The sequence below is a fragment of the Exiguobacterium mexicanum genome, assembly GCF_005960665.1.
Taxonomy (GTDB): Bacteria; Bacillota; Bacilli; order Exiguobacteriales; family Exiguobacteriaceae; genus Exiguobacterium; species Exiguobacterium mexicanum_A.
In genome coordinates this window covers 1,399,726-1,420,721 of record NZ_CP040676.1, presented here as the reverse complement: position 1 = coordinate 1,420,721, position 20,996 = coordinate 1,399,726, and the positions used below count along the sequence as shown (strand labels likewise).

The 20,996-nt window shown below is 52.1% G+C and carries 24 protein-coding genes; 19 read left to right on the top strand and 5 right to left on the bottom strand.

All coding sequences use genetic code 11. The features are described 5' to 3' along the window. Positions 1-17 precede the first annotated feature (17 nt). From FED52_RS07690 to hfq, 7 genes are all read left to right on the top strand, one after another. Entirely contained in the window at positions 18-938 is a 921-nt protein-coding gene (locus FED52_RS07690) for an ABC transporter ATP-binding protein (protein ID WP_138860307.1), read from the top strand. Further along, positions 931-1,929 carry an ABC transporter permease gene (locus tag FED52_RS07685; protein ID WP_035385675.1) on the top strand — a complete coding sequence of 333 codons (999 nt, stop codon included), beginning with the start codon at positions 931-933 and terminating at the stop codon, positions 1,927-1,929. Before FED52_RS07690 ends, FED52_RS07685 begins: the two co-directional genes overlap by 8 nt. A 179-nt stretch (positions 1,930-2,108) precedes the next feature. Then, the gene (locus FED52_RS07680; protein ID WP_138859503.1) at positions 2,109-3,638 is read left to right on the top strand and encodes a M4 family metallopeptidase; all 1,530 of its coding nucleotides are present in this window, start codon (positions 2,109-2,111) and stop codon (positions 3,636-3,638) included. Positions 3,639-3,757: 119 nt separating this feature from the next. Further along, on the top strand, positions 3,758-4,618 hold the full coding sequence (locus FED52_RS07675) for a PPK2 family polyphosphate kinase (protein ID WP_138859502.1): 861 nt from the start codon (positions 3,758-3,760) through the stop codon (positions 4,616-4,618). Between the two features lie 111 nt (positions 4,619-4,729). Further along, positions 4,730-5,323 (top strand): AmiS/UreI family transporter, encoded by a 594-nt coding sequence (locus FED52_RS07670; protein ID WP_138859501.1) that lies wholly within the window; start codon positions 4,730-4,732, stop codon positions 5,321-5,323. A 236-nt stretch (positions 5,324-5,559) separates the two neighbouring features. Further along, positions 5,560-6,510 carry a tRNA (adenosine(37)-N6)-dimethylallyltransferase MiaA gene (gene miaA, locus FED52_RS07665; protein ID WP_138859500.1) on the top strand — a complete coding sequence of 317 codons (951 nt, stop codon included), beginning with the start codon at positions 5,560-5,562 and terminating at the stop codon, positions 6,508-6,510. Between the two features lie 12 nt (positions 6,511-6,522). Then, complete coding sequence (gene hfq / locus FED52_RS07660; RefSeq protein ID WP_021067304.1) at positions 6,523-6,771, top strand: RNA chaperone Hfq; 249 nt, start codon at positions 6,523-6,525, stop codon at positions 6,769-6,771. A gap of 42 nt (positions 6,772-6,813) precedes the next feature. Here the strand turns inward: hfq and FED52_RS07655 are convergent, their stop codons facing one another. After that, entirely contained in the window at positions 6,814-7,326 is a 513-nt protein-coding gene (locus tag FED52_RS07655; RefSeq protein WP_138859499.1) for a hypothetical protein, read from the bottom strand. Positions 7,327-7,482: 156 nt separating this feature from the next. Here FED52_RS07655 and FED52_RS07650 point away from each other — a divergent pair, with 156 nt between their 5' ends. The 6 genes from FED52_RS07650 (at position 7,483) to FED52_RS07625 (ending at position 13,925) form a co-directional block, all read left to right on the top strand. Next, entirely contained in the window at positions 7,483-8,661 is a 1,179-nt protein-coding gene (locus FED52_RS07650) for a DNA-binding protein (protein WP_034777426.1), read from the top strand. 15 nt (positions 8,662-8,676) lie between these two features. Beyond that, positions 8,677-9,606 (top strand): CobW family GTP-binding protein, encoded by a 930-nt coding sequence (locus tag FED52_RS07645; RefSeq protein ID WP_138859498.1) that lies wholly within the window; start codon positions 8,677-8,679, stop codon positions 9,604-9,606. After that, positions 9,606-10,388 (top strand): 5'-3' exonuclease, encoded by a 783-nt coding sequence (locus FED52_RS07640; RefSeq protein ID WP_138859497.1) that lies wholly within the window; start codon positions 9,606-9,608, stop codon positions 10,386-10,388. Before FED52_RS07645 ends, FED52_RS07640 begins: the two co-directional genes overlap by 1 nt. Further along, positions 10,369-10,758, top strand: coding sequence for a reverse transcriptase-like protein (locus FED52_RS07635; protein ID WP_138859496.1), 390 nt, complete (start codon positions 10,369-10,371; stop codon positions 10,756-10,758). Before FED52_RS07640 ends, FED52_RS07635 begins: the two co-directional genes overlap by 20 nt. Before the next feature lie 106 nt (positions 10,759-10,864). Further along, a complete protein-coding gene (fumC, locus tag FED52_RS07630) occupies positions 10,865-12,265 on the top strand; it encodes a class II fumarate hydratase (RefSeq protein WP_034777433.1) in 1,401 nt (466 codons plus the stop codon). 169 nt (positions 12,266-12,434) lie between these two features. After that, positions 12,435-13,925: a GGDEF domain-containing protein gene (locus FED52_RS07625; RefSeq protein ID WP_138859495.1), complete on the top strand. Its 1,491-nt coding sequence runs from the start codon at positions 12,435-12,437 to the stop codon at positions 13,923-13,925. A gap of 15 nt (positions 13,926-13,940) precedes the next feature. Here the strand turns inward: FED52_RS07625 and FED52_RS07620 are convergent, their stop codons facing one another. From FED52_RS07620 to FED52_RS14030, 4 genes are all read right to left on the bottom strand, one after another. Next, a complete protein-coding gene (locus FED52_RS07620; protein ID WP_034777436.1) occupies positions 13,941-14,420 on the bottom strand; it encodes a dihydrofolate reductase in 480 nt (159 codons plus the stop codon). After that, entirely contained in the window at positions 14,417-15,211 is a 795-nt protein-coding gene (locus tag FED52_RS07615; protein WP_138859494.1) for a thymidylate synthase, read from the bottom strand. Before FED52_RS07615 ends, FED52_RS07620 begins: the two co-directional genes overlap by 4 nt. A gap of 199 nt (positions 15,212-15,410) precedes the next feature. Continuing rightward, positions 15,411-15,764, bottom strand: a complete 354-nt coding sequence (locus FED52_RS07610) for a Type 1 glutamine amidotransferase-like domain-containing protein (protein WP_346764551.1) — start codon at positions 15,762-15,764, stop codon at positions 15,411-15,413. Then, complete coding sequence (locus FED52_RS14030; RefSeq protein WP_346764550.1) at positions 15,725-15,916, bottom strand: hypothetical protein; 192 nt, start codon at positions 15,914-15,916, stop codon at positions 15,725-15,727. Before FED52_RS14030 ends, FED52_RS07610 begins: the two co-directional genes overlap by 40 nt. A gap of 172 nt (positions 15,917-16,088) precedes the next feature. On the opposite strand from FED52_RS14030, the gene FED52_RS07605 reads away from it, so the two are divergent. From FED52_RS07605 to FED52_RS07580, 6 genes are all read left to right on the top strand, one after another. Further along, positions 16,089-16,370 carry a hypothetical protein gene (locus FED52_RS07605; protein ID WP_138859493.1) on the top strand — a complete coding sequence of 94 codons (282 nt, stop codon included), beginning with the start codon at positions 16,089-16,091 and terminating at the stop codon, positions 16,368-16,370. 104 nt (positions 16,371-16,474) lie between these two features. Further along, positions 16,475-17,395 carry an NAD(P)-dependent alcohol dehydrogenase gene (locus FED52_RS07600; RefSeq protein ID WP_138859492.1) on the top strand — a complete coding sequence of 307 codons (921 nt, stop codon included), beginning with the start codon at positions 16,475-16,477 and terminating at the stop codon, positions 17,393-17,395. A 96-nt stretch (positions 17,396-17,491) separates the two neighbouring features. Further along, positions 17,492-18,016 carry a type 1 glutamine amidotransferase domain-containing protein gene (locus tag FED52_RS07595; RefSeq protein WP_138859491.1) on the top strand — a complete coding sequence of 175 codons (525 nt, stop codon included), beginning with the start codon at positions 17,492-17,494 and terminating at the stop codon, positions 18,014-18,016. Positions 18,017-18,042: 26 nt separating this feature from the next. Further along, on the top strand, positions 18,043-18,777 hold the full coding sequence (locus FED52_RS07590) for a Bax inhibitor-1/YccA family protein (RefSeq protein ID WP_138859490.1): 735 nt from the start codon (positions 18,043-18,045) through the stop codon (positions 18,775-18,777). Between the two features lie 80 nt (positions 18,778-18,857). Then, on the top strand, positions 18,858-19,979 hold the full coding sequence (locus FED52_RS07585; protein ID WP_138859489.1) for an NAD(P)/FAD-dependent oxidoreductase: 1,122 nt from the start codon (positions 18,858-18,860) through the stop codon (positions 19,977-19,979). 74 nt (positions 19,980-20,053) lie between these two features. Then, positions 20,054-20,866, top strand: a complete 813-nt coding sequence (locus tag FED52_RS07580; RefSeq protein WP_138859488.1) for an aldo/keto reductase — start codon at positions 20,054-20,056, stop codon at positions 20,864-20,866. The last annotated feature ends 130 nt before the right edge of the window (positions 20,867-20,996 follow it).

Genomic DNA, 20,996 nt, shown 5'->3' with positions numbered 1-20,996 from the left:
GTAGGAGAGGTGAGATGATGCAACCAACATTGAAAATAGACCATTTGACAAAAGTAATCGGTAAGAAAACAATCATCGATGACATCTCGTTCGATGTGTTTCCCGGTGAAGTGTTCGGCTTCTTAGGACCGAACGGGGCCGGCAAAACGACGACGATTCGGATGATTGTCGGTTTGATTAAGCCGACGAACGGGACCGTCTCGATTTGTGGGTTCAGCGTCGAACGTCAATTCGTTCAGGCGATGAATCAAATCGGCGCCATCGTTGAGAATCCGGAACTGTACAAGTTCATGAGCGGGCGTGAGAACTTGAACGCCTTCGCGCGGATGTTGCCCGGGGTAGATGAGGCCCGGATTCAAGAAGTGATCGATCTCGTCGACTTGACGGCGCGGATCGATGATAAAGTGAAGACCTACTCGCTCGGGATGCGGCAACGTCTCGGCATCGCCCAGGCCATGTTGAACAACCCCCGTGTCTTGATTCTCGACGAACCGACGAACGGGCTCGACCCGATGGGGATTCGCGATCTTCGACTCTTCATCCGCCGTCTCGTCGAAGAGACTGGACTGAGCGTCCTCGTCTCGAGCCACATTTTGGCTGAGATTGAACTGCTCGCGGACCGCGTCGCCATCATGTCGCGCGGGAAAATCGTGAAAGTCGGGACGGTAGACGAATTGATTCATGAGTTGGCGTCGACGGTCGATGTTCATGTGGCCGACAGTTTTGAAGTCTTGCCGATTGTGCGCGGTTTCGAATCGATTGAGCACGCCGACGTCGTCGACGAACGCACGATTCGCGTGTCGATGAATCTTGAAGAGACGGCCCGCTTGAACCGCTATTTGCTTGACCGGGGAGTCGACGTATTCGGGCTTGAACGACGCGTCCAGACACTCGAAGAATTATTCATCTCATTGACCGGGGGTGACCATATTGTCTAATCCGTCAATACTTGGTCTTATTCGGAACGAAGTCTTAAAAATCCATAAGAAGCGACGACTCCTCGTCGTCTCGATCATCTTGATTGTGCTCGTTTCGATGTTCACGTATGCGAACTATCGTCAGATCGAGAAACAGCGCGAAGAACAAGGGACGATCGATTGGCGCGTCGATTTACAGCAAGAGATCGTCGATACGCAAAACCGGCTCGCCTCGGCGAACGTTCAGGACGAGTTCCGTCAAATTTTGGAGTTCCAGGTCCAACAGAATCAATACTACTTAGATAATGACATCAACCCGAACTATCCTGGGGCTCCGACGTTCATGCGAGTCTTCTTCTCGCAAGGGACGACGCTCGTGCTGCCGCTCTTTATCATCGTCTTGATGGCGGATATCGTCTCCGGTGAACACAATGACGGGACAATCAAGACACTGTTGTCCCGTCCGGTCCGACGCTTCAAGATTTTGCTCGCCAAATGGATGACGACGCTCCTATATACGTCGATTCTCATCTTCATCACCGCACTCGTCAGTTATGCCATCTCCGGCATCGTGCTCGGCTGGGACGGATGGACCGCCCCGATTTTGACAGGGTTCCAAGCCTCGGCGACCGGGACGTTCTCGACCGACTTCGTCCATACGCTGCCGATGTGGCAATACTTGCTCATGTCGGTCGGACTATCTTGGTTCGTCGTCGCAGCCGTCGGGACGATTGCGCTCATGATCTCGGTCATCGTCAAAAACACGGCGACAGGGATTGGGATCATGATGGCCGTCCTGATTTCAGGACCGCTCCTCACGTCGCTCGGGTCGAATTGGGACAGCTCGAAATATTTGGTCAACGTCAATTTCGGTCTTCATACCTATCTCGAGGGGCAAGCCCCACCAATCGAGGGGATGACGTTGCCATTCTCGCTCATCGTCATATTCGTCTGGTCGCTAGCGGCTCTCGCGTATGCGTTCTACCATTTTACACAAAAAGATGTCTATTGATGACTGGCGTCACCTTCCGTGGTGACGCTTTTTTTGTCATGGTTGAAATGACTAGATAAGTAGTGGGAATAGGGCGAATGCCTTAATAATTTGAATTGTCAAAATAATTAGATAGTTGGATACCTTCATTGTGGGAAACTATGTAAAGTAGGAGACACCACATAAGGAGGGAAACACACATGAAAAAAGTTTTATCTACATCACTCATCGCAGGCGTCTTGCTCGTGCCGCAACTTGTCGGAGCGGCGGAGCTCAAGTCGGGCACGTTGACGAAACCATCGAACGAAGCCCCGACGACAATCGTCAAAGAGTATGCGAAAGCGAAAGGCGAATTCAAAACGCTCGAATCGAAGCGTGACAAAGTCGGACAAGTTGTCAAATTACAACAGACGGTCGACGGAGTGCCAGTCTTCGGTGGAATTGTCGTCGGTGTCGTCGATAACGATGGCCAATTGAAAACGGTCGTCGATGATACGAAACAACTTAAAGGATTACATAAATCGATCAAGCTGAATGAGCAAAAAGCGGTCGCTCGTTATAAAGAGCTTGTCGGCCACAAAGGCGCATACGAGCTTGAGCCGGCAGCGGAACTCGTCGTCTATCCGAATGGTGAAGAGGCGGTCTATGCGTATGAAGTGACCGGGACGATCCTTGATGCGGATGAGCCGTCACGCTGGACATACTTCATCGATGCGGCAAGCGGGAAAGTATTGAACAAGTACAACCAATTGGCACACGCCAAACCGACGAACGGCGTCACGGGTACGACGTATACGGGCACGGGAATCGACGTCCTTGGCCAGAGCCAAACGTTCAAGACGACGAAGAGCGGTTCATATTACTATCTCCAGGACTCGACACGCGGTAAAGGCATCTATACGTATGACGCCGGAAACCGGACGCGCCTTCCTGGATCGCTCTGGGCCGATGTCGACAACGTCTTGAACACGACGTACGACCGGGCCGCGGTCAGTGCACATGTCAACGCAACGAAGACGTATGACTTCTTCAAGAACACTTATGGACGCAACAGTTACGATAACAACGGTGCGGCCCTCAACTCGACGGTCCACTATAGCCGTAGCTACAACAATGCGTTCTGGGATGGCAGCAAGATGGTGTACGGTGACGGGGACGGCCAAACGTTCACGTACCTCTCTGGTGCACTCGACGTTGTCGCTCACGAATTGTCACACGCCGTTACAGAATACACGGCCGGTTTGATCTATCAAAATGAATCGGGTGCGATCAACGAGGCGGTATCGGATATCTTCGGTACGGTCGCGGAGTACAGCGTCGGCTCGAACTTCGACTGGTTGGTCGGGGAAGACATCTATACGCCTGGCGTGGCTGGGGACGGTCTCCGTTCGATGTCGAACCCAGCGGCCAACGGTGACCCGGACCACTACTCGGTCCGCTACACAGGGACGCAAGACAACGGTGGCGTCCACATCAACTCGGGTATCGTCAACAAAGCGGCTTATCTCTTAGCGAGCGGCGGTTCGCACTACGGCGTCTCGGTCCAAGGCATCGGCGTCATGGAGATGGGGGACATCTACTACCGTGCCCTCACGGTCTACTTGACACCGACATCGAACTTCTCGAACCTTCGTCAAGCAGTCGTACAGTCAGCTAAAGACTTGTACGGTCCAACGAGTACACAAGCGGTCGCAGCGGCGAAATCGTTCGACGCGGTCGGAATCTACTAAGCCGAGTCCATTCAAACATCCTTTCCGTTTCGGCGGAAAGGATTTTTTGTCGCTATTTTTTTGAAAGAATAGGGTAAATAGATGTTGTACTTAGAATTCAATCGAGTCAAGGAGGACACATGGATATTCAAACTTTTCGCATTGACCATAAAAATGGGATTCGTCTCAGCGATTTCCCGACCACGCTACAAGATCGCCCATCTGACGAGACGTTACAAAACGAGTTGATTCCAAAGAGCGTGGAGCGATTGAAAGAGTTGCATTGGAAGCTGTACGCCGAATCGAAGAAAGGGATCGTTGTCGTCTTGCAAGCGCTCGATGCCGGCGGCAAAGATGAGGCGATCAGTTATATCTTTTCGAACTTGAACGCGCAAGGGTTGAAGACGAACGCGTTCCAAAAACCGTCGGACACGGAAAAGAAACACGATTACTTGTGGCGAATGCATGACCTCATGCCAGAGCGTGGGCAGGTAGGCATCTTGAACCGGTCGCATTATGAAGAAGTGATCGCTCCGCGCGTCCATGACCTGCTCGGGGAAGAGGTCATCCCTGATGAAGAGGACAAAGAGTCGGTATGGAAGGTCCGTTATCGCCAAATCAATGACTTTGAACAATATTTAGATGAGAACGGATTCAAAGTCATCAAATTTTTCTTTAACGTGTCAAAAGAAGTCCAGCGTGACCGCTTGCTTGAACGACTGAAAGATCCAAGTAAGAACTGGGAGTTTTCATTTAATGACGTCGAAGAGCGAAAGCATTGGGATGATTATCAGGATATCTTTGAGGATATGTTATCGAACACGGCGTCGAAACATGCACCCTGGTTTGTGCTCCCGGCAGATGATGACTGGTACGCCAGATATATCGTCTCCACGATTATGATTGACGTCCTTGAAGACATCGATCCTAAATTCCCGACATTTACGGAGGACGAACAGGACCGGATTGATGAAGCGATTGAAACGCTCGAGAATGAGTGACCTTTGTCGACTCCGTGAACATCCATTTCCCCACTTGCACTGAAAACGAATTCACGTTACAGTGGACGTATAAAATAAGACGTCAGACATCTGTACGAAGGAGCACTGAGAGTGGGGAATATTAGTTTATTATTTGGTGGCGTGGCACTGTTCATTAACAGCCTCGTCTTATTCGGGAAAGTGGACGTCAAGAGTGCGGGTGTATTCAGTCTCTTCACAGGACTGTTGCAGACGTTCATCGCGACGTGGCTCGTCATCGGGGCGAGTTCGGCGGAAGTGTTCGGATATGCGAGCATCTATTTGTTCGCTTTCACCTATTTGTACGTCGGTGTGACATTTTTGTTCGACCTCGACGGACGTGGCGTCGGTTGGTTCTCGCTATTTGTTTCGATTTCAGCCGTTTTTTATGCCACCATCTCGTTCACGATGGGCGATGTGATGGGCGCCATAACCTGGTTGTTCTGGTCGTTCCTGTGGGGACTGTTCTATGTAGGGATGGGTCTTGGGCGCCAAATTGATGGGTTGACGGCCCGAGTCGCATTCGTGCTCGCTTGGTTGACACTGATCGTCCCGGCGCTGTTTGGACTGGCCAACTTGATGACACCGCTCTATGACGTGATCTGGTGGGCAGCGAGCGGCACGACGGTTCTCTACATTGGGTTCACGATGTGGCGAGGCCGCCGAGTTCTTGAAGTGACACAATGAATGACGCTCTTCGTGAGCGTCTTTTTTTACGTATTCAATTGTGTCTAAAGTGTGAAAAGTGGGAATGAGGTACGTAAAGGAGGCGACCACGGATGAGTGATGGCTTAATTTTATTGATGGGACTATTATTATGCGGATGGATGCTGTTTGCGGTCGTGTTTGATGATACAATTAAAAGAAGAATTTAACGGACCGTTTCCTTTTTGGAACGGTCTTTCGTTTGAGGAGTGACAAGGATGGAACAAACACCAGTCATCGTCCTCGTCGGACCGACCGCTGTCGGGAAGACGAAGACAGGAATCGAGCTCGCGAAAGCGTTCAACGGTGAAATCGTATCGGGCGACTCGGTCCAAGTGTATCGCGGGATGGATATCGGTTCGGCAAAAGTGACGGTCGAGGAGGCGGAAGGGGTTCCGCATCATTTAATCGATATCTGTGACCCGGACGAGGCGATGAGCGTCGCCACATTCCAGACGTTGGCCCGGGCGGCGATCGATGACATCTACGCGCGCGGGAAATTGCCGATTCTGGTCGGCGGGACCGGTCTCTACATCAGAGCAATCTTATATGACTATGAGTTCACGGAGCGACCGGTCGATCATGCATTGCGCGAATCGCTCGAGTTAGAGGCGGAGACGAATGGTCCTGAAGCGCTGCACGCCCGCCTGCAGTCGCTCGACCCAAAACGGGCCGAGAGCATTCATCCAAATAATGTCCGCCGCGTCATCCGTGCTCTTGAAGTCGCGCTCCAAGGCGACGCCCAGGCGATGGATAGCCTCCCGTCGGAGCATTACGCCTATAAATTGTTCGTCTTGCATGCGGACCGGGACGTGCTCTACTCGCGCATCAACCATCGTGTCGACTTGATGCTCGAAGCGGGTCTCATCGAAGAAGTCGAGCGCTTACTCACGGCTGGTTATCGGGATACGCAGGCAATGCGGGCCATCGGTTACAAGGAGGTCGTTCCGTACCTTGATGGATTGATGACCCGAGAGCAGATGACCGAGACGCTCAAACAGCACACGCGCAAGTTCGCGAAGCGTCAATTAACATGGTTCCGTCATCAATTTAATGGGATTTGGGTTGATATGGGACGAAAATCATTTGAACTATCGTATCAAAATATTTATGATGAAGTTGAGGAGTTTTTTCGAAAATTCCGATTATTTGAAAGAGACATAGACTAGGGGGAATGCAACATGAAGGCTAGCTATAACATCCAAGACCATTTTTTGAATCAATTACGTAAAGAAATGGTGCCGACGACCGTCTTTTTAGTCAGCGGATTTCAAATTCGGGGAGTCATCAAATCGTTTGACAACTTCACGGTCATCGTCGAATCAGAAGGGCGCCAACAGTTGATCTATAAACATGCGATTTCAACGTTCTCACCAGCGCGGAACGTCACGTTGTTCGAACCGGAAGCGGTCGAAGTGACAGAAGGATAATTCAAGGCATAAAAAAAGGGCGGCCCGGGGACCGCTCTTTTTTTATGCCGTTTTGACGTTCGGGTCGAGATCGAGTGCTTCAATTACACGATGGACGGCGCAACCGCCGAGCAGTGAGTCGAGCTGGTCACAGAGCTGTGTCGGTGCCGACCGATACAAGTGGGTATATGTCCGCTTCCAAGATCGTTCTGCCGATTGAATCCGCACGAGCAAGTCAGCATGACCGAGTTCTTTCAGTTTCTCGATGTTCATCCGGTTCGTGCGTGCGAACGCCGATAAGACGACGGCTTTTGCGAGCGGTGTTTGGATCGGATAACCGGCGACGAGCAGGACGGCCATCGCCCCTTTCATTTCATGCTCGATGACCGAGTCGACGAGTTGGTCTGGCGTATATGGGTTACCGGCATGCCCCGAGACCGCCGTGACGAGCTCTTGATGCGAGACCGGGCAAGTCGATGCCTGTAAAATGCTTGCGATTGTCGAATGCGTAGTGGCGTAACGTGTCGCTTCCCCTGTTGCGATCAACCGTTCATACGTATCTACCAATGAAATCATGTAAGTTCCCCCTTTATCTAACTGCCTTTATCGTAACAATTCTAGTAAGCGCTTTCAATATAATTCAGGAAACTTCTGGACCTATAACGAAAGTATGTTCGCCTCGAAGCGGAAAACACGATACAATGGGCAAAGAGAAGAAGGAGGGCATTGCACATGAACTATTACCAACAGATTGATCCAATTGCAGGGGGCGGATTCGACCGAACACGGTTCCAACTTCCGACCGTAGAGAAGTCGGCGACACGGCTATCGGACCTGACAGACGGAACACCGGTTCAGACGAAAGCGCTCGTCAGTACGGTCGAAGTTCGAGAAGGCAAATCCGGGGCGAAATGGTTACAGCTCAATTTGACGACCTCGAGCGGACTCATCCGTGCCAAGCAGTGGTTGCGCGGCAATGAAGATCAATTGTTGCCGATTTACGAGTCAGGCGTCATCGAGCTCGAAGGGAAAATCGACGTCTACCCAAAACCGGACGGCGCCAAATCGATTACGATCGACCGGGCCAAACCGATTGCCCGGGACGAAGCGGTATCGTTGTTGCCAGGTCTTCCTGGAGACGAGACGATGGAACAATACGCCGATGAGCTGTTCGCGATTCTGTCGACGCTCTCGCCAGACTATCAAGCGATCGCGATGTCACTGCTCGACCGCTATTGGGACGATTTCGTTCTCGCACCGGCCGCACTGTATCATCATCATAACTATGTCGGCGGCCTCTTGAAGCACACGGTCTGTATGCTTCGACTTGGTTATCGGTTCCAAGAACAAGACGACCATTTGGCGATGGCGTTCCGGGTCATCAAAGAAGCCGAGCAGTTGCACAAAGTAGACGTATGGAATACGATGAACGGTGTAAAAGTTGAACAGGCGTTCCGCGGCACGTTCGAGTCGCTTTACGCGGCCTGTGAGGCCATCGCCGAGTTGAAAGAGCCACTCCGTTGGGACGAGCTCGCGCTCGGGATTTTGTTCCATGATATCGGTAAGTTGTTCGAGTACAGTCACTTGCTATCGTCCCCGAACCGGTTTGAGCAACTGTTCTCGGTCAGCGGCACGAGTGAGACGACCGGGATCTCCATCAACCCGATGGGAAGCTTGATCGGACACATGCCGTACGGCGGACTGTTGTTCGAGAAGAGTCAACAAGCTGCCGGCGTCACACTTCCGCTCGATGTCCATCACCGGATTTGGCATATGATTTTGTCCCACCACGGCAAGCGCGAGTGGGGCTCGAGCGTGTTACCGGTCACGACGGAAGGATGGATGCTCCATCTAATCGACTTGTTGGATGCCCGTTATGAGAAGTGGGCGCGGGTCCACGAAAATTTATAAGGTGAGGTGCAGTACATGATTCCCGTGCAATTGGTGACCGGTTTTTTAGGCGCCGGAAAAACGACCTATATGAATCGCTTGCTAGAAGCGACGGACGAGCGATTGCTCGTCATCGTCAACGAGCTTGGCTCAGTCAATATCGACGAACAGTTGATCGTCAAGATGGACCAAGAACAGATCGAGTTATCGAACGGTTGCATCTGTTGCTCGATTCAAAGCGATTTGAGTAAGACGTTCTATCAGCTTGCGTCCAAAGATACATTTGACCGCATCGTCATCGAGACAACTGGTGTCGCCGATCCGGCACCGATCATCCAGACGATCTATTACGATGATTACTTACGGACACGGTTCAAGCTGACGGCGATTTTGACGGTCGTCGACGCTAGTCAAATGGACCGCGAATTGTTTATAGAAGGAATCCATCAAATCGCCTATGCAGATGTGATTCTGATGAACAAAGTCGACCTCGTCGATGACGTCACGCTCGAACAAGCGCATGAACGGATTAAAGCACTAAATCCGACCGTTCGGGTCATCGAGACGGTTCAGACGGTAGGGGACTATGACTTGACGGAAAATACGTTCCAGCTTTCACGAGTCGACGAGCAACTCCTCGGTCGACTGACAGCAGGGCACACGTCCGTCTCTTCCCTACGGGCCGTGACGCTCACGACCGACGTCCCACTACGTCGGGAACGTGTCACGCAATACGTACGCGAGGTGCTCATGCACTATGAGGACGATGTCTATCGCTTGAAGGCGATTGTCCGTTTAGAAGGAGAAACATCAAAATTCGTCGTCCAAGCGACGAATCAACTGATGGGGGCGACGTTCGCCAACGAACCGAGCGACGACTCGCGTTCCGTCTTCGTCTGGATCGGGAAGAATCTCGACCGAGACGCGCTAGCGCGCGGATTACAAGCTTGTGAGGTGGATGCATGATGAAATTGATGTTGGTCGATGGGTTTAATCTCCTGTCGCGTTATTATTTTGCCACAGAGCGTCGTCGGGCGCTCGATCCCGATGTGACGTTGAAAGGACTGCTCCGTAAAGTTGACGGGTGGACGAACGACTTCACGCATATCGCCTTCTTTTGGGACGGACCACGCGAGACGACGCATCGTTACGCCCTGTTTTCGGACTATAAAGCGACTCGCACCGGCTTACCGGAACCGTTGTTCCACGATTACGTCAAGTTGCGGGCAGCGTTGAGCGAGCGCGGCATTTTTCAGTCCGAGCTCGCCGGATATGAGGCCGACGATTTGATCGGGGCCGTCGCGACCGCGTTCCCGGGTGAATCGTATATGTATTCGTCAGACCGTGATTTGCATCAGCTGCTTTCCCCGAACGTGTTTCAAATCGTCCCGAAAAAGGGGGAAGAGATGATGATGAACCAGGACATATTCGAGACGACTTATGGAATACGGCCCGGACAGTTCGTCGATGTGAAAGCGCTCCAAGGTGATGCCTCGGACAATATTCCAGGCGTCCGCGGCATCGGACCAAAGACGGCGACGATTCTTGTCCAGTCATACGACACGGTTGAAGCGCTGTATGACATCTTGAGACAAGAAGCACTCCAAGAGGCGCATCGGAAGTTTGCGAAGAAGCTCGACGGGCAAGAAGAAGTGGCGCTCTTGTCGAAACGTCTCTCGCTCATCGATATCCATGCACCGATCGAAACGGATTGGGAGGCGTATCGCTTTGGTTCACATTTATTTTGATGCGGCGACGAACCAAGAGGCGGGTGAGAACGGTCTTGGTGTCTGGATTAAGACAACGGACGGCACCGTATCCACGTACATCGCCAAACGTGTCGGGCTGACGAGCGTTCAGGCCGAACTCGCCGCGCTCGCGTTCGCCATCGAACAAGCGCATACGCTCACGGACGAATCGACGTTCATGTTCTATTCGGACGCCGAGACGGTCGTGCGGGCGCTCGAGCAGAGGTTCTTAAAAGACCAAGCGGTGCGTCCTTTGTTCGTCAAGACGCTGACGCTGTATGACGAATTGCCAAACAAGTTCATCAAATGGATCCCGCGGGCAGAGAACCGGGCCCATGACGTGGCGAAACAGGCATTGTTGATCGGATGAGAGTCGGGCTTTGGCCCGACTTTTTGTCAATTGCAGGGGAATGATTTCTTTTTTGCAAAAGTTTCGATAAAATGAAAGCGTAGTCAAAAAAAGAGGGGGAATTTTCATGGAATATCGGATCGAACGGGACACGATGGGGGAAATCAACGTTCCGGCTTCAGCCAAATGGGGAGCCCAAACACAGCGCAGTCTAGAGAACTTTAAAATCGGCACGGAAAAGATGCCGCTCGAGGTCGTGCATGCCTTCGCGATTTTGAAAAAAGGTGCCGCACTCGCCAACGCCGAGCTCGGTGTGTTGGAGCAAGCGAAAGCCGACGTCATCGCCGAAGTCGCCGATGAGATCGTCGCCGGGAAACATGACGCCGAGTTTCCACTCGTCGTCTGGCAAACGGGTTCAGGGACACAGTCGAACATGAACGTCAACGAAGTCATCGCCCATTTGGCGAATGATAAGTTGAAAGAGCGTGGTCAAACGCTCACGATTCATCCGAACGACGACGTCAACAAGTCGCAGAGCTCGAACGACACATATCCGACGGCGATGCACATCGCCGCCATCCTCGCGGTTGAGGACCATGTGTTGCCGTCAATCGAGGCGCTCCACGCGACGCTCGCGAAGAAGGCCGAGTCATTCATGGACATCGTCAAGATCGGTCGGACGCACTTGCAAGACGCGACGCCAGTCACGCTCGGTCAAGAGATCAGTGGTTGGGTCCGGATGCTCGAGCTGTCGAAACAGATGATTGAGCGTACGCTCGAACCGTTGACAGAGCTCGCCCTCGGCGGGACGGCAGTCGGGACGGGGATCAATGCTCATCCACGGTTCGGAGAAGTCGTGGCCGAGAAGATCTCGCAAGAGACCGGAAAACGTTTTATCACGGCCGTCAACAAGTTCCATGCGCTCACGAGCCACGATCAGCTCGTGTTCACACACGGTGCCTTGAAAGCGCTCGCCATGGATGCGATGAAGATTGCCAACGACGTCCGTTGGCTCGCTTCTGGCCCGCGTGCCGGTATCGGTGAGATCTTGATTCCGGAGAACGAACCGGGCAGCTCGATCATGCCTGGTAAAGTCAACCCGACTCAGAGTGAGGCGTTGACGATGGTCGCGGCCCAAGTGCTCGGCAATGATGCGACGATTGGATTCGGGGCGAGCCAAGGAAACTTCGAGTTAAACGTGTTCAAACCCGTCATCATGTACAACTTCCTCCAGACGTGCCGCCTGTTGACGGACAGTCTTCATTCGTTCGACGTGCATTGCGCCGTCGGCATCGAACCAGACTTGGACGTCATCGCGCACAACGTTGATCGTTCGCTCATGCTCGTGACAGCGCTCAACCCGCATATCGGCTACGAGAATGCGGCTAAAATCGCAAAACTAGCACATAAGAATGGGACGTCTTTAAAAGAAGCGGCGCTAGAGACAGGACTATTGACAGAAGAGCAGTTTGACGAATGGATTCGTCCAGAAGAGATGACATCTCCTAACCTAAAAGTTGGAAAATAAGAAAAGAGCGGTCGATGACCGCTCTTTTTCATGATGTAATGGGTCATAAGCACTATCTTACTGTCAAACAATGGGCAGAAAATAAGTAAATAGTTGTATTTTCGTGGATAAAGTCGCATAATCATAGACAGAAGAACATATCGGGGAGAACGAAACTGGGGGGTCGGGAATGAAGCAGCAGCAACTCACAGATCGTATACATACTATTTTGACGCAAATCACGAGCGCGAGACAGATTCAAACATCAGAGATCGAGTTTTTATTAGATTGGATGAAGCAAGAAGTGAAGCGTCGCCGCTTGATGCACTTGCTTGAGATTTTCAGTCGTGTCGAGTCTGATGTTCGTGAATTGCCACCGGTCTTGACGCAAGCGGAGGCGATGGCTTTGATTGCCCCAGTGAAACGTTATATCCATACCGTCTTAGGCATCGAGCAGGAAGACGAGGATCTCGTCCTTGTTTTAGCTAACAGTTTTTCTACGTATAGCCGGTATAAACCGCGCGTCGAAAAGCTCGGGGCGCGTCCTGTCTTCTTGCAGACGTTAGAAGAGGCCGTCGAATATGACTATGAAGATGTCCCGAAAGCCATCATCATGGACGTCGAGTTGTGGGCCCGCTTCCCGGAGCGGTCGATTCAATCGTTCGTCAGCAAGATGAAGAAGCTGTATGTCCCGCTCATCGTGATCGGCACGAATGAACATTATCGCCTCGCCGCCTATTCTTACGGCTTCGATGACTATTGGGAGGAATGGGTACCGATGGAAGAACGGCTCGTTCGTCTCGGACATCATATCGAGAAGGCTCGTCTCGTCTCGAACGCGCTCCTCGTCGATGAATTGACAGGCGCGTTCAACCGAAAATATTTGAAAGCGACGTTTAGCCGTTTCATGTCCCGACTTGAGCGCTCCGGTGAGAGCTTCACGCTCGCCCTGCTCGACATCGATCATTTCAAACAGTTGAACGATACGTTCGGTCATGCTTACGGGGACGAGGTGTTGCATCGCGTCGCCGAGGAAGTCCGTCTCGCCATCCGCTCGAGTGACGAATTGATTCGTTATGGCGGGGAAGAATTTCTCATCATCCTCAACGTGTCGGAGCGTCACGTCGTCGATGCGGTGCTTGAACGGGTCCGTAGGCGCATCGAGGAGATGACATTTACATATGAACATCACGTCACCGTATCGATCGGCTATACACGGGTCTGTCAGACCGGTATGACGCTCGGCGAGTGGTGTGCTTATGCCGATGAGGCGCTCTACAAGGCGAAGCGCGATGGACGCAATCGAATCATCCGCTACTCGTCAGCCGTCCGCGAGGAGAAACGGCTCGCTTACGTGACGATGAGTCCTGAGAAGTACGCTTTGCTCGCTGAGCGCTTGCCGAAGCAGCATCGTCGCTACGAGGTCATCTATCGCCCATACGATCGTTACGCCTGTAACGATCATATGGAAATGTTTATTCTCGATGACTCGGGCACGAACGAGACGAGAGGGACCTTATCAGCCGTCAAAGAGCAACGCGGCAAGTACAGCCATATCTTGGCCGTATCGAAACGAACCGCGCTCGAGCTCGGGGCGCTGTATGATGACTTGGCCGAGCAGGACCATCAGGACACGATCACTGAAAAAATCGAGCAATGGCTCGAAAAATTACCCGATTAAAAAAGGGACGTCGACTCAGTCGATGTCCCTTTTGTCATATTGACGGAATGTGAAGCTATAGGCATGCCGTTCGTCGGCCGGATGAAACTGTTCGTTCGTCACGATAAGACCGTCCGGAAGGGATGGATAAAACGTGTCCGCCTCGAACGTGCCATCGACCTCGGTGACGAAGAACCGGTCCGTTATCGAAAGTGTCTGCTCATAGAGCGTCGCGCCACCGATGATATAAAGGTCTGTCGTCTCGTCTTTAAGCGACTCGAGGTCGTGCCACACATCGACACCTTCAGCTGAGAAGGTGCGGTCCGACGTGACGACGATATTGCGTCGGTTCGGCAGCGGCCGACCAATCGATTCAAACGTCTTTCGTCCCATGACGACCGTTTGACCCGTCGTGACAGCTTTGAACTGTTTCAAGTCATCGGGCAGGCGCCACAACAAGGCGTTATCTTTCCCGATTTCCCGATTGCTCCCGATGGCGACGACATGGATGATCATACGCTCACTTCTCCTTTAATGTGTGGATGAGGGTCATAGCCGACAATCTCGAAGTCTTCAAACCGGAAGTCCTCGATGGATGACACGTCACGCAGGATGTTCAATGTCGGGAGCGGTCGGGTCTCACGCGTCAATTGCAGCTTCACTTGTTCGAGGTGGTTATGGTAAATGTGGGCGTCGCCGAGCGTATGGACGAAGTCTCCGACTTCAAGCCCGGTCACATGGGCGACCATATGCGTGAGCAAAGCGTAAGACGCGATATTGAACGGGACACCGAGGAACGTGTCAGCGCTTCGTTGATAGAGCTGGCACGACAATTTTCCGTCCGCGACGTAAAACTGGAACATGAGATGGCACGGCGGCAACGCCATGTCTTCAAGTTGCCCTGGATTCCAGGCCGAGACGATGAGTCGGCGCGAGTCAGGGTTCGTTTTGATTTGCTCGATTACTTGCGCGAACTGGTCGACAGTCGTGCCGTCTGGTTTCGGAAACGAGCGCCACTGCGCCCCGTAGACAGGACCGAGATTACCGTCCTCATCGGCCCACTCGTTCCAAATACGAACCCCATTGTCTTGAAGGTATTTGACGTTCGTGTCGCCGGTGATGAACCAGAGCAGTTCATGGATGATGGAGCGCGTATGTAATTTCTTCGTCGTGATCAGGGGGAACCCGTCCTGAAGGTTGAAACGCATCTGGTAGCCGAACACGCTCGTCGTCCCGGTCCCGGTGCGGTCTTCTTTGACGACCCCGTTCTCGAGGATATGGGTGCATAAATCATGGTATTGTTTCATGTGGGAAGTCTCCTTTCTCGTTCAAAAAATTACAAAAAGTCGCACTCATTATAACACAATATATTGACGACATAACGTTTCGATTTCTACATACAGATTTTGCAAGCGATAATTATCTCGGATTTAACATGAAACCATATCGTAATGGGAAGTACTAATCTGTATGGAAAGATGTGGTCTCAGGTAGCTTCGTTATGTTTCAATTCGCGTACAAATAAACGTCTCCGAAGATATCGACTTGATCACCTTGAACACGAAGTGCACAATCTTTGTTCGACAAATAGATTGGTAATTCTACGGATAAGAGGGCGAGCTCTTGCTTGACGATGTGCATGTGATGTTCGAGATCGAAGTGGGAGAGCACCGAAAAATCGTTGAGGGCCACGCCCTGTGAAATCGTTGGGGTTGAAACCTCATAACCCATGTTTGGCGAGCATAACCAAGACAAAGACATATTGATTGCGCCTGCACTAGCGCCTACGACGATGGCGTCGCTTTGTTGAATCGATTGGATTAGGTCACGTTGAACAAGATGCCGGCTTCCTGTAACCACGATAGCTCGATAACACCATTTTCCGCAGTTGAGGCAGGGTCCGAGCTGATCATTACGAGGGACTGCCGATTTGTCACGTCTCGTGACAAGGCATCTGCCAAATGAGTTGGGAAAAAATCGTTGAACCATCCAAGATAGTAGCACGTCTTCATAGTGAGCCTCCTTCGTATGAAAGTTCTTTCAATAAATTGATTAGAATCAATCTCATTATAACCGAACTGGTTGAAATTTTTTCCATAAATAATATGTGATTGTTTATAATGAAGAAGACAAACGAGTCTACCTTGTCATGTTGATTGATGTACGTTCAAAAGGAGGATTATCGTGAAGAAGCAATCATTAATTTTCTTATTATCCGTATGCTTACTGAGCCTTGGCCTAATCGGAAATCTTGTTTTTGAAACAATGGGCTTTTTCTTAAATCCAACCATTCAGGTGATCAGCATCCCAATCGCATCCACTGAAGGGTACTTCATCCATGGACTTATCGCCCTTGCCATTACTTTTCTTGGGTTATTCCTGCTTCCTTTCGCATTGAATCGTAACAAAGTAAAAATCACTTCCGTTTTTCTGTTGGCGGTCATTCTTATTCCTCAGCTTGTTTGATGAAAAACTCATTCCAGGAACCAGATGACTTTTCCATCTAGTTTTATTTTATTGAGACGGTGAATTCATTAGTAACTACTGCACGTCTTAAGAGGAGGGTTACGATGAGAGCAGTGATTTGTACCGGATATGGGCCACCTGACGTGTTGCAGCTCCGAGAGGTCGACAAGCCTGTGCCAAAATCGGATGAGTTGTTGATCAAAGTTCACACCTCTGCCGTCCATTCCGGCGACCTTCGATTACGGGCTCTTGATGTACCGGTTCTAGGTAAGCTCCCGATGCGAGTCATCGTCGGTTTCAAGGCGCCGCGCCAACCGATTCTTGGTGTCGTCTTGGCAGGGGAGATCGTCGAGACGGGTAGTCGCGTTGAAGACTTCAAGGTCGGTGACCGTGTCTATGCGCTGACCGGGATGCGGTTCGGCGGCTACGCTGAATATGCGTGTGTCAAAGCGAATAAATGTGTCGAACGCATGCCGAACAACGCTAGTTTTGTCGAAGCAGCCAGCTTGCCGTTTGGCGGAACGACGACTCTTCACTTTTTGCGTAAAGTGAACATCGAACAAGCGAAGACCGTATTAATTTACGGGGCCTCCGGAGCAGTCGGTTCGATGGCCGTTCAAATCGCGAACTATTACGGGGCTCACGTAACGGCAGTCTGTCGAGAACGGAACTTCGAACTCGTCAGAAGTCTTGGCGCAGACGTCGTGGTCGATTACACGAAAGCAGGCTATGATAAGAAACTGACCACATACGTTGCCGTGTTCGATGCGGCCGGGAAAATCGATAAGCGGTTGGCCCGGAAACATGTCGCCGAACACGGGAAATTCAGTTCTGTCGCCGGACAAGGACCTGCGAGTGAACGGAAAGAGGATTTGACTTTCCTGAACGATCTGTTTGAAGCCGGCCGATTAAAGGCCGTCATCGATTCGGTTTATCCGCTCGAGGACATCGTCGCGGAGCACCGTTACGTTGATGCCGGAGGAAAGGCTGGAAATGTGATTGTGCCCGTGACACAAGCAAATTGATTCAAGTTAAGCGACGTGCGTTTCATCGATCGTCCCTGTTTTCGCCACGTGGCTTATGGGGTATACTTGTGAAAGACAAATAAAGGGAGGGATTCGATGCAATTACAAGGTAAAAATATTTTGCAAATCGTCAGTGACGACTTTGAAGACTTAGAATTATGGTATCCGGTCCATCGGTTACGCGAGGAAGGTGCAAACGTCATCCTCGCCGGCGAGAAGGCGGATCACGCCTATATCGGTAAGTACGGCGTTCCAGCCAAATCGGACATCGCGTTCGATGACGTCGACATCTCATCATACGACGCTATCCTCGTCCCAGGTGGCTGGTCACCCGACTTGTTGCGCCGCTTCGATTCGGTGAAAGGGTTCGTCCGCTATATGCATGACGAGAAACGGCCAATCGGTCAAATCTGTCACGCTGGCTGGGTATTGATTTCAGCGAAGATTCTTGATGGTGTCAACGTCACGAGCACACCGGGTATTAAAGATGATATGGAAAACGCGGGTGCGATTTGGCACGATGAGCCGGTCGTCGTCGACGGTCATATCGTCTCGAGCCGCCGTCCGCCTGACCTGCCTGACTATATGCGGGAATTCATTAAAGTCATGGCCAAGAACTGAAAATAGAATAAAGGGGTTAACGACAGTTGAGACTTAAATCGAATCCAGTTCTCCGTAAATCAATGGAGACAACAGCTTATAGCACCACGCCGATGACGAAAGCCGGTACGTGGTCGAAAGTGTTCACGCTGCTCTTGCTCGTCACGGCAGCCGCCGGGACGACGTGGATGCTCGTGCCGACAATCGGGGAGGCGTTATTGTTCCCGCTCATGATCGGCTCGCTCATCCTCGGCTTGGTCTTAGCACTCGTCATCACGTTCAAACCGAGAACGGCACCTGTCGTCGCGCCATTGTATGGTATTGTCGAAGGGGTGTTCGTCGGGTTGATCTCGTACTTCTTCGAAGCGATGCTTCCGGGCATCGTCGGCCGTGCCGTCTTGACGACGTTCATCGTCGCGTTCGCGATGTGGTTCGTCTACTCGACGGGTCTCGTCAAAGTGACGCAAAAGTTCCGCGCCGGTGTCACGGCCGCGATCTTTACGGTCATGTTGCTTTATCTCGTTCAAATCGGGATGAGCTTCTTTGGTTCAGGACTCCCGTTCATGACGGGCTCGTCACCGCTTGCCATCGGCGTGCAATTTGTAATTGTCATCATCGCCTCACTCGCGCTCGTGCTTGATTTCGACTATATCGCTCGTCAAGTCGAGAGCCGGGCTCCGAAAGAGCTCGAATGGGTCGCGGCGTTCGGGTTGATTGTGACGCTCATCTGGCTCTATATTGAAATTCTTGATTTACTGTATCGCCTCGCCATGCGCGACTGATCATCGGCCTTCGGGCCGGTGATTTTTTATGAAAGGAAAGGATGTGAAGCCGTCATCGAACCGATGATGGCGCTACTGTTATGAAAAAAGTGATTGTGATTGGATCAGGAATCGTCGGCATCTCGACCGCGTACCATCTGGCCGGGAAAGCCGACGTCACCGTCATCGACCGTAAAGAGAAGGGCCGTGCGACTGACGCGGCAGCAGGCATCGTCTGCCCGTGGATCGCCCAGCGCCGGAACAAGGCGTGGTACGCGCTCGCCAAAGGGGGCGCTCACTACTACGCGACCGTCGTGGACGATTTGAAGCGAGAAGGTGAGACGGAGACCGGCTATAAACGCGTCGGGACGCTCGCCTTGCACGAAGACAAAAAATTGAACGAGATGCAAGAGCGGACGGCGCTACGCCGTGAAGAAGCCCCGGAAATCGGCGATTTGACCCGGATGACGGCAGAAGAAGCGAGAGCGCTGTTCCCGCCGCTCTCGGACGAATATGACGCCCTTCTCGTCGAAGGAGGGGCACGCGTCGATGGGGAGAAGTTAAGAGCGGCGCTCGAACGGGTCGCCGTAAAACGCGGTGTGACCTTGATTGACGGTTCGGCCGTGCTCGTTGAAGAAAACGGCTATCACGTCGAATGTGATGGTGTCCGCTTTGAGGCGGATGAAATCGTACTCGCCTGCGGGGCGTGGTTGCCCGAGTTGATGGAACCGATCGGGTATACGGCCCGTGTCGCTGGGGAGAAGGCACAAATCGTTCACGTACAGCTGCCTGATACGGACGCGTCCGACTGGCCGGTCGTCATGCCGCCGCGGCGCCGCTATTTGCTCGGATTTGAAGAAGGACGAATCGTCATCGGCTCGACGCACGAACGGGACAAGGCGTTCGACGCACGGCCGACGGCGATCGGGATTCATGAAGTGCTTTCGAAAGGGCTAGAATCGGCCCCGGGACTTGCCGAAGCCGAACTGATTGAGACGCGTGTCGGCTTCCGTCCGGTCACGCCGAACTCGATTCCAATTCTAGGCCGCGTACCGGGAGCGGAGCAGTTGCTCGTCGCGAACGGTCTCGGGTCATCAGGTTTGACGGTCGGCCCGTTCATCGGGAAAGTGCTCGCCGATCTCGTTCTGACAGGGGACTGCGAGCTCGATATGTCTCTCTATCCCATCGCTGAGTCTGTGTTCCGAAACACCGATAAAGTCTGACGATTTAGTTTTTCGAAATAGAATGACGGGTATGATACAATCAGCTCGAACAGTTTTGAAAGGGGAATGATTGTATGCAACTCGCAACGTTACGCAACGGTGTCAAAATTCCAATGATCGGCTTTGGGGTATGGCAAGTCGACAACGAGACGGAGGCGCCACAGGCCGTCGCCGAGGCACTGAAAGTCGGATATCGCCATATCGATACGGCAGCCGTTTATAAGAATGAAGAAGGCGTCGCCAAAGGGATTCAAACATCTGGCGTCGCTCGTGAAGATATCTTTTTGACGTCGAAGATTTGGAACGAAGACATTCGCCAGCGCCGGACGAAAGAAGCGTTCGACGAATCACTCGCTCGACTCGAGACTGACTATTTAGATCTTTGTCTGCTCCACTGGCCAGTCGACGGGTTCGTCGAGGCGTGGAAAGATTTGATTGACCTCTATGAGGCCGGTAAAATCAAGGCGATCGGGGTGTCGAACTTCAAAGAACACCATCTCGAAACGTTGAAAGAAGCGGGTCTCATGACGCCCCTCATCAATCAAATCGAGTTGCACCCGCAACTGCCGCAACCGGACCTCGTCGAGTATTGCCAAGACGAGGGCATTCAAGTTGAGGCTTGGAGCCCGCTCATGCAAGGGAAGTTCCTCGACATCCCGACTTTCGCTGAAATCGCGGAGAAACACGGTAAGACGCCGGCGCAAGTCGTGCTTCGCTGGCATTTGGACACGGGGAATGTCGCGCTTCCGAAATCCGTCACACCGCACCGCATTCAAGAGAACTTCGAAGTGTTCGACTTTGCGCTCGATGCGGACGACTTGGCGAAAATCGATGCCGTGGCGACACATGACCGTCTCGGTCCCGACCCGGACGAGATCGACTTCTAAACAATTGATGTTGTCGCCCATCTACTTAGGTGGACGATCCCGAATGCGGTGACACTGCCGCTTCTTCGACACGACTCCGGTTAAGGCCGGAGTCGTTTTATTATGTGTCCAGCGAGTTATTCAGGAGCTA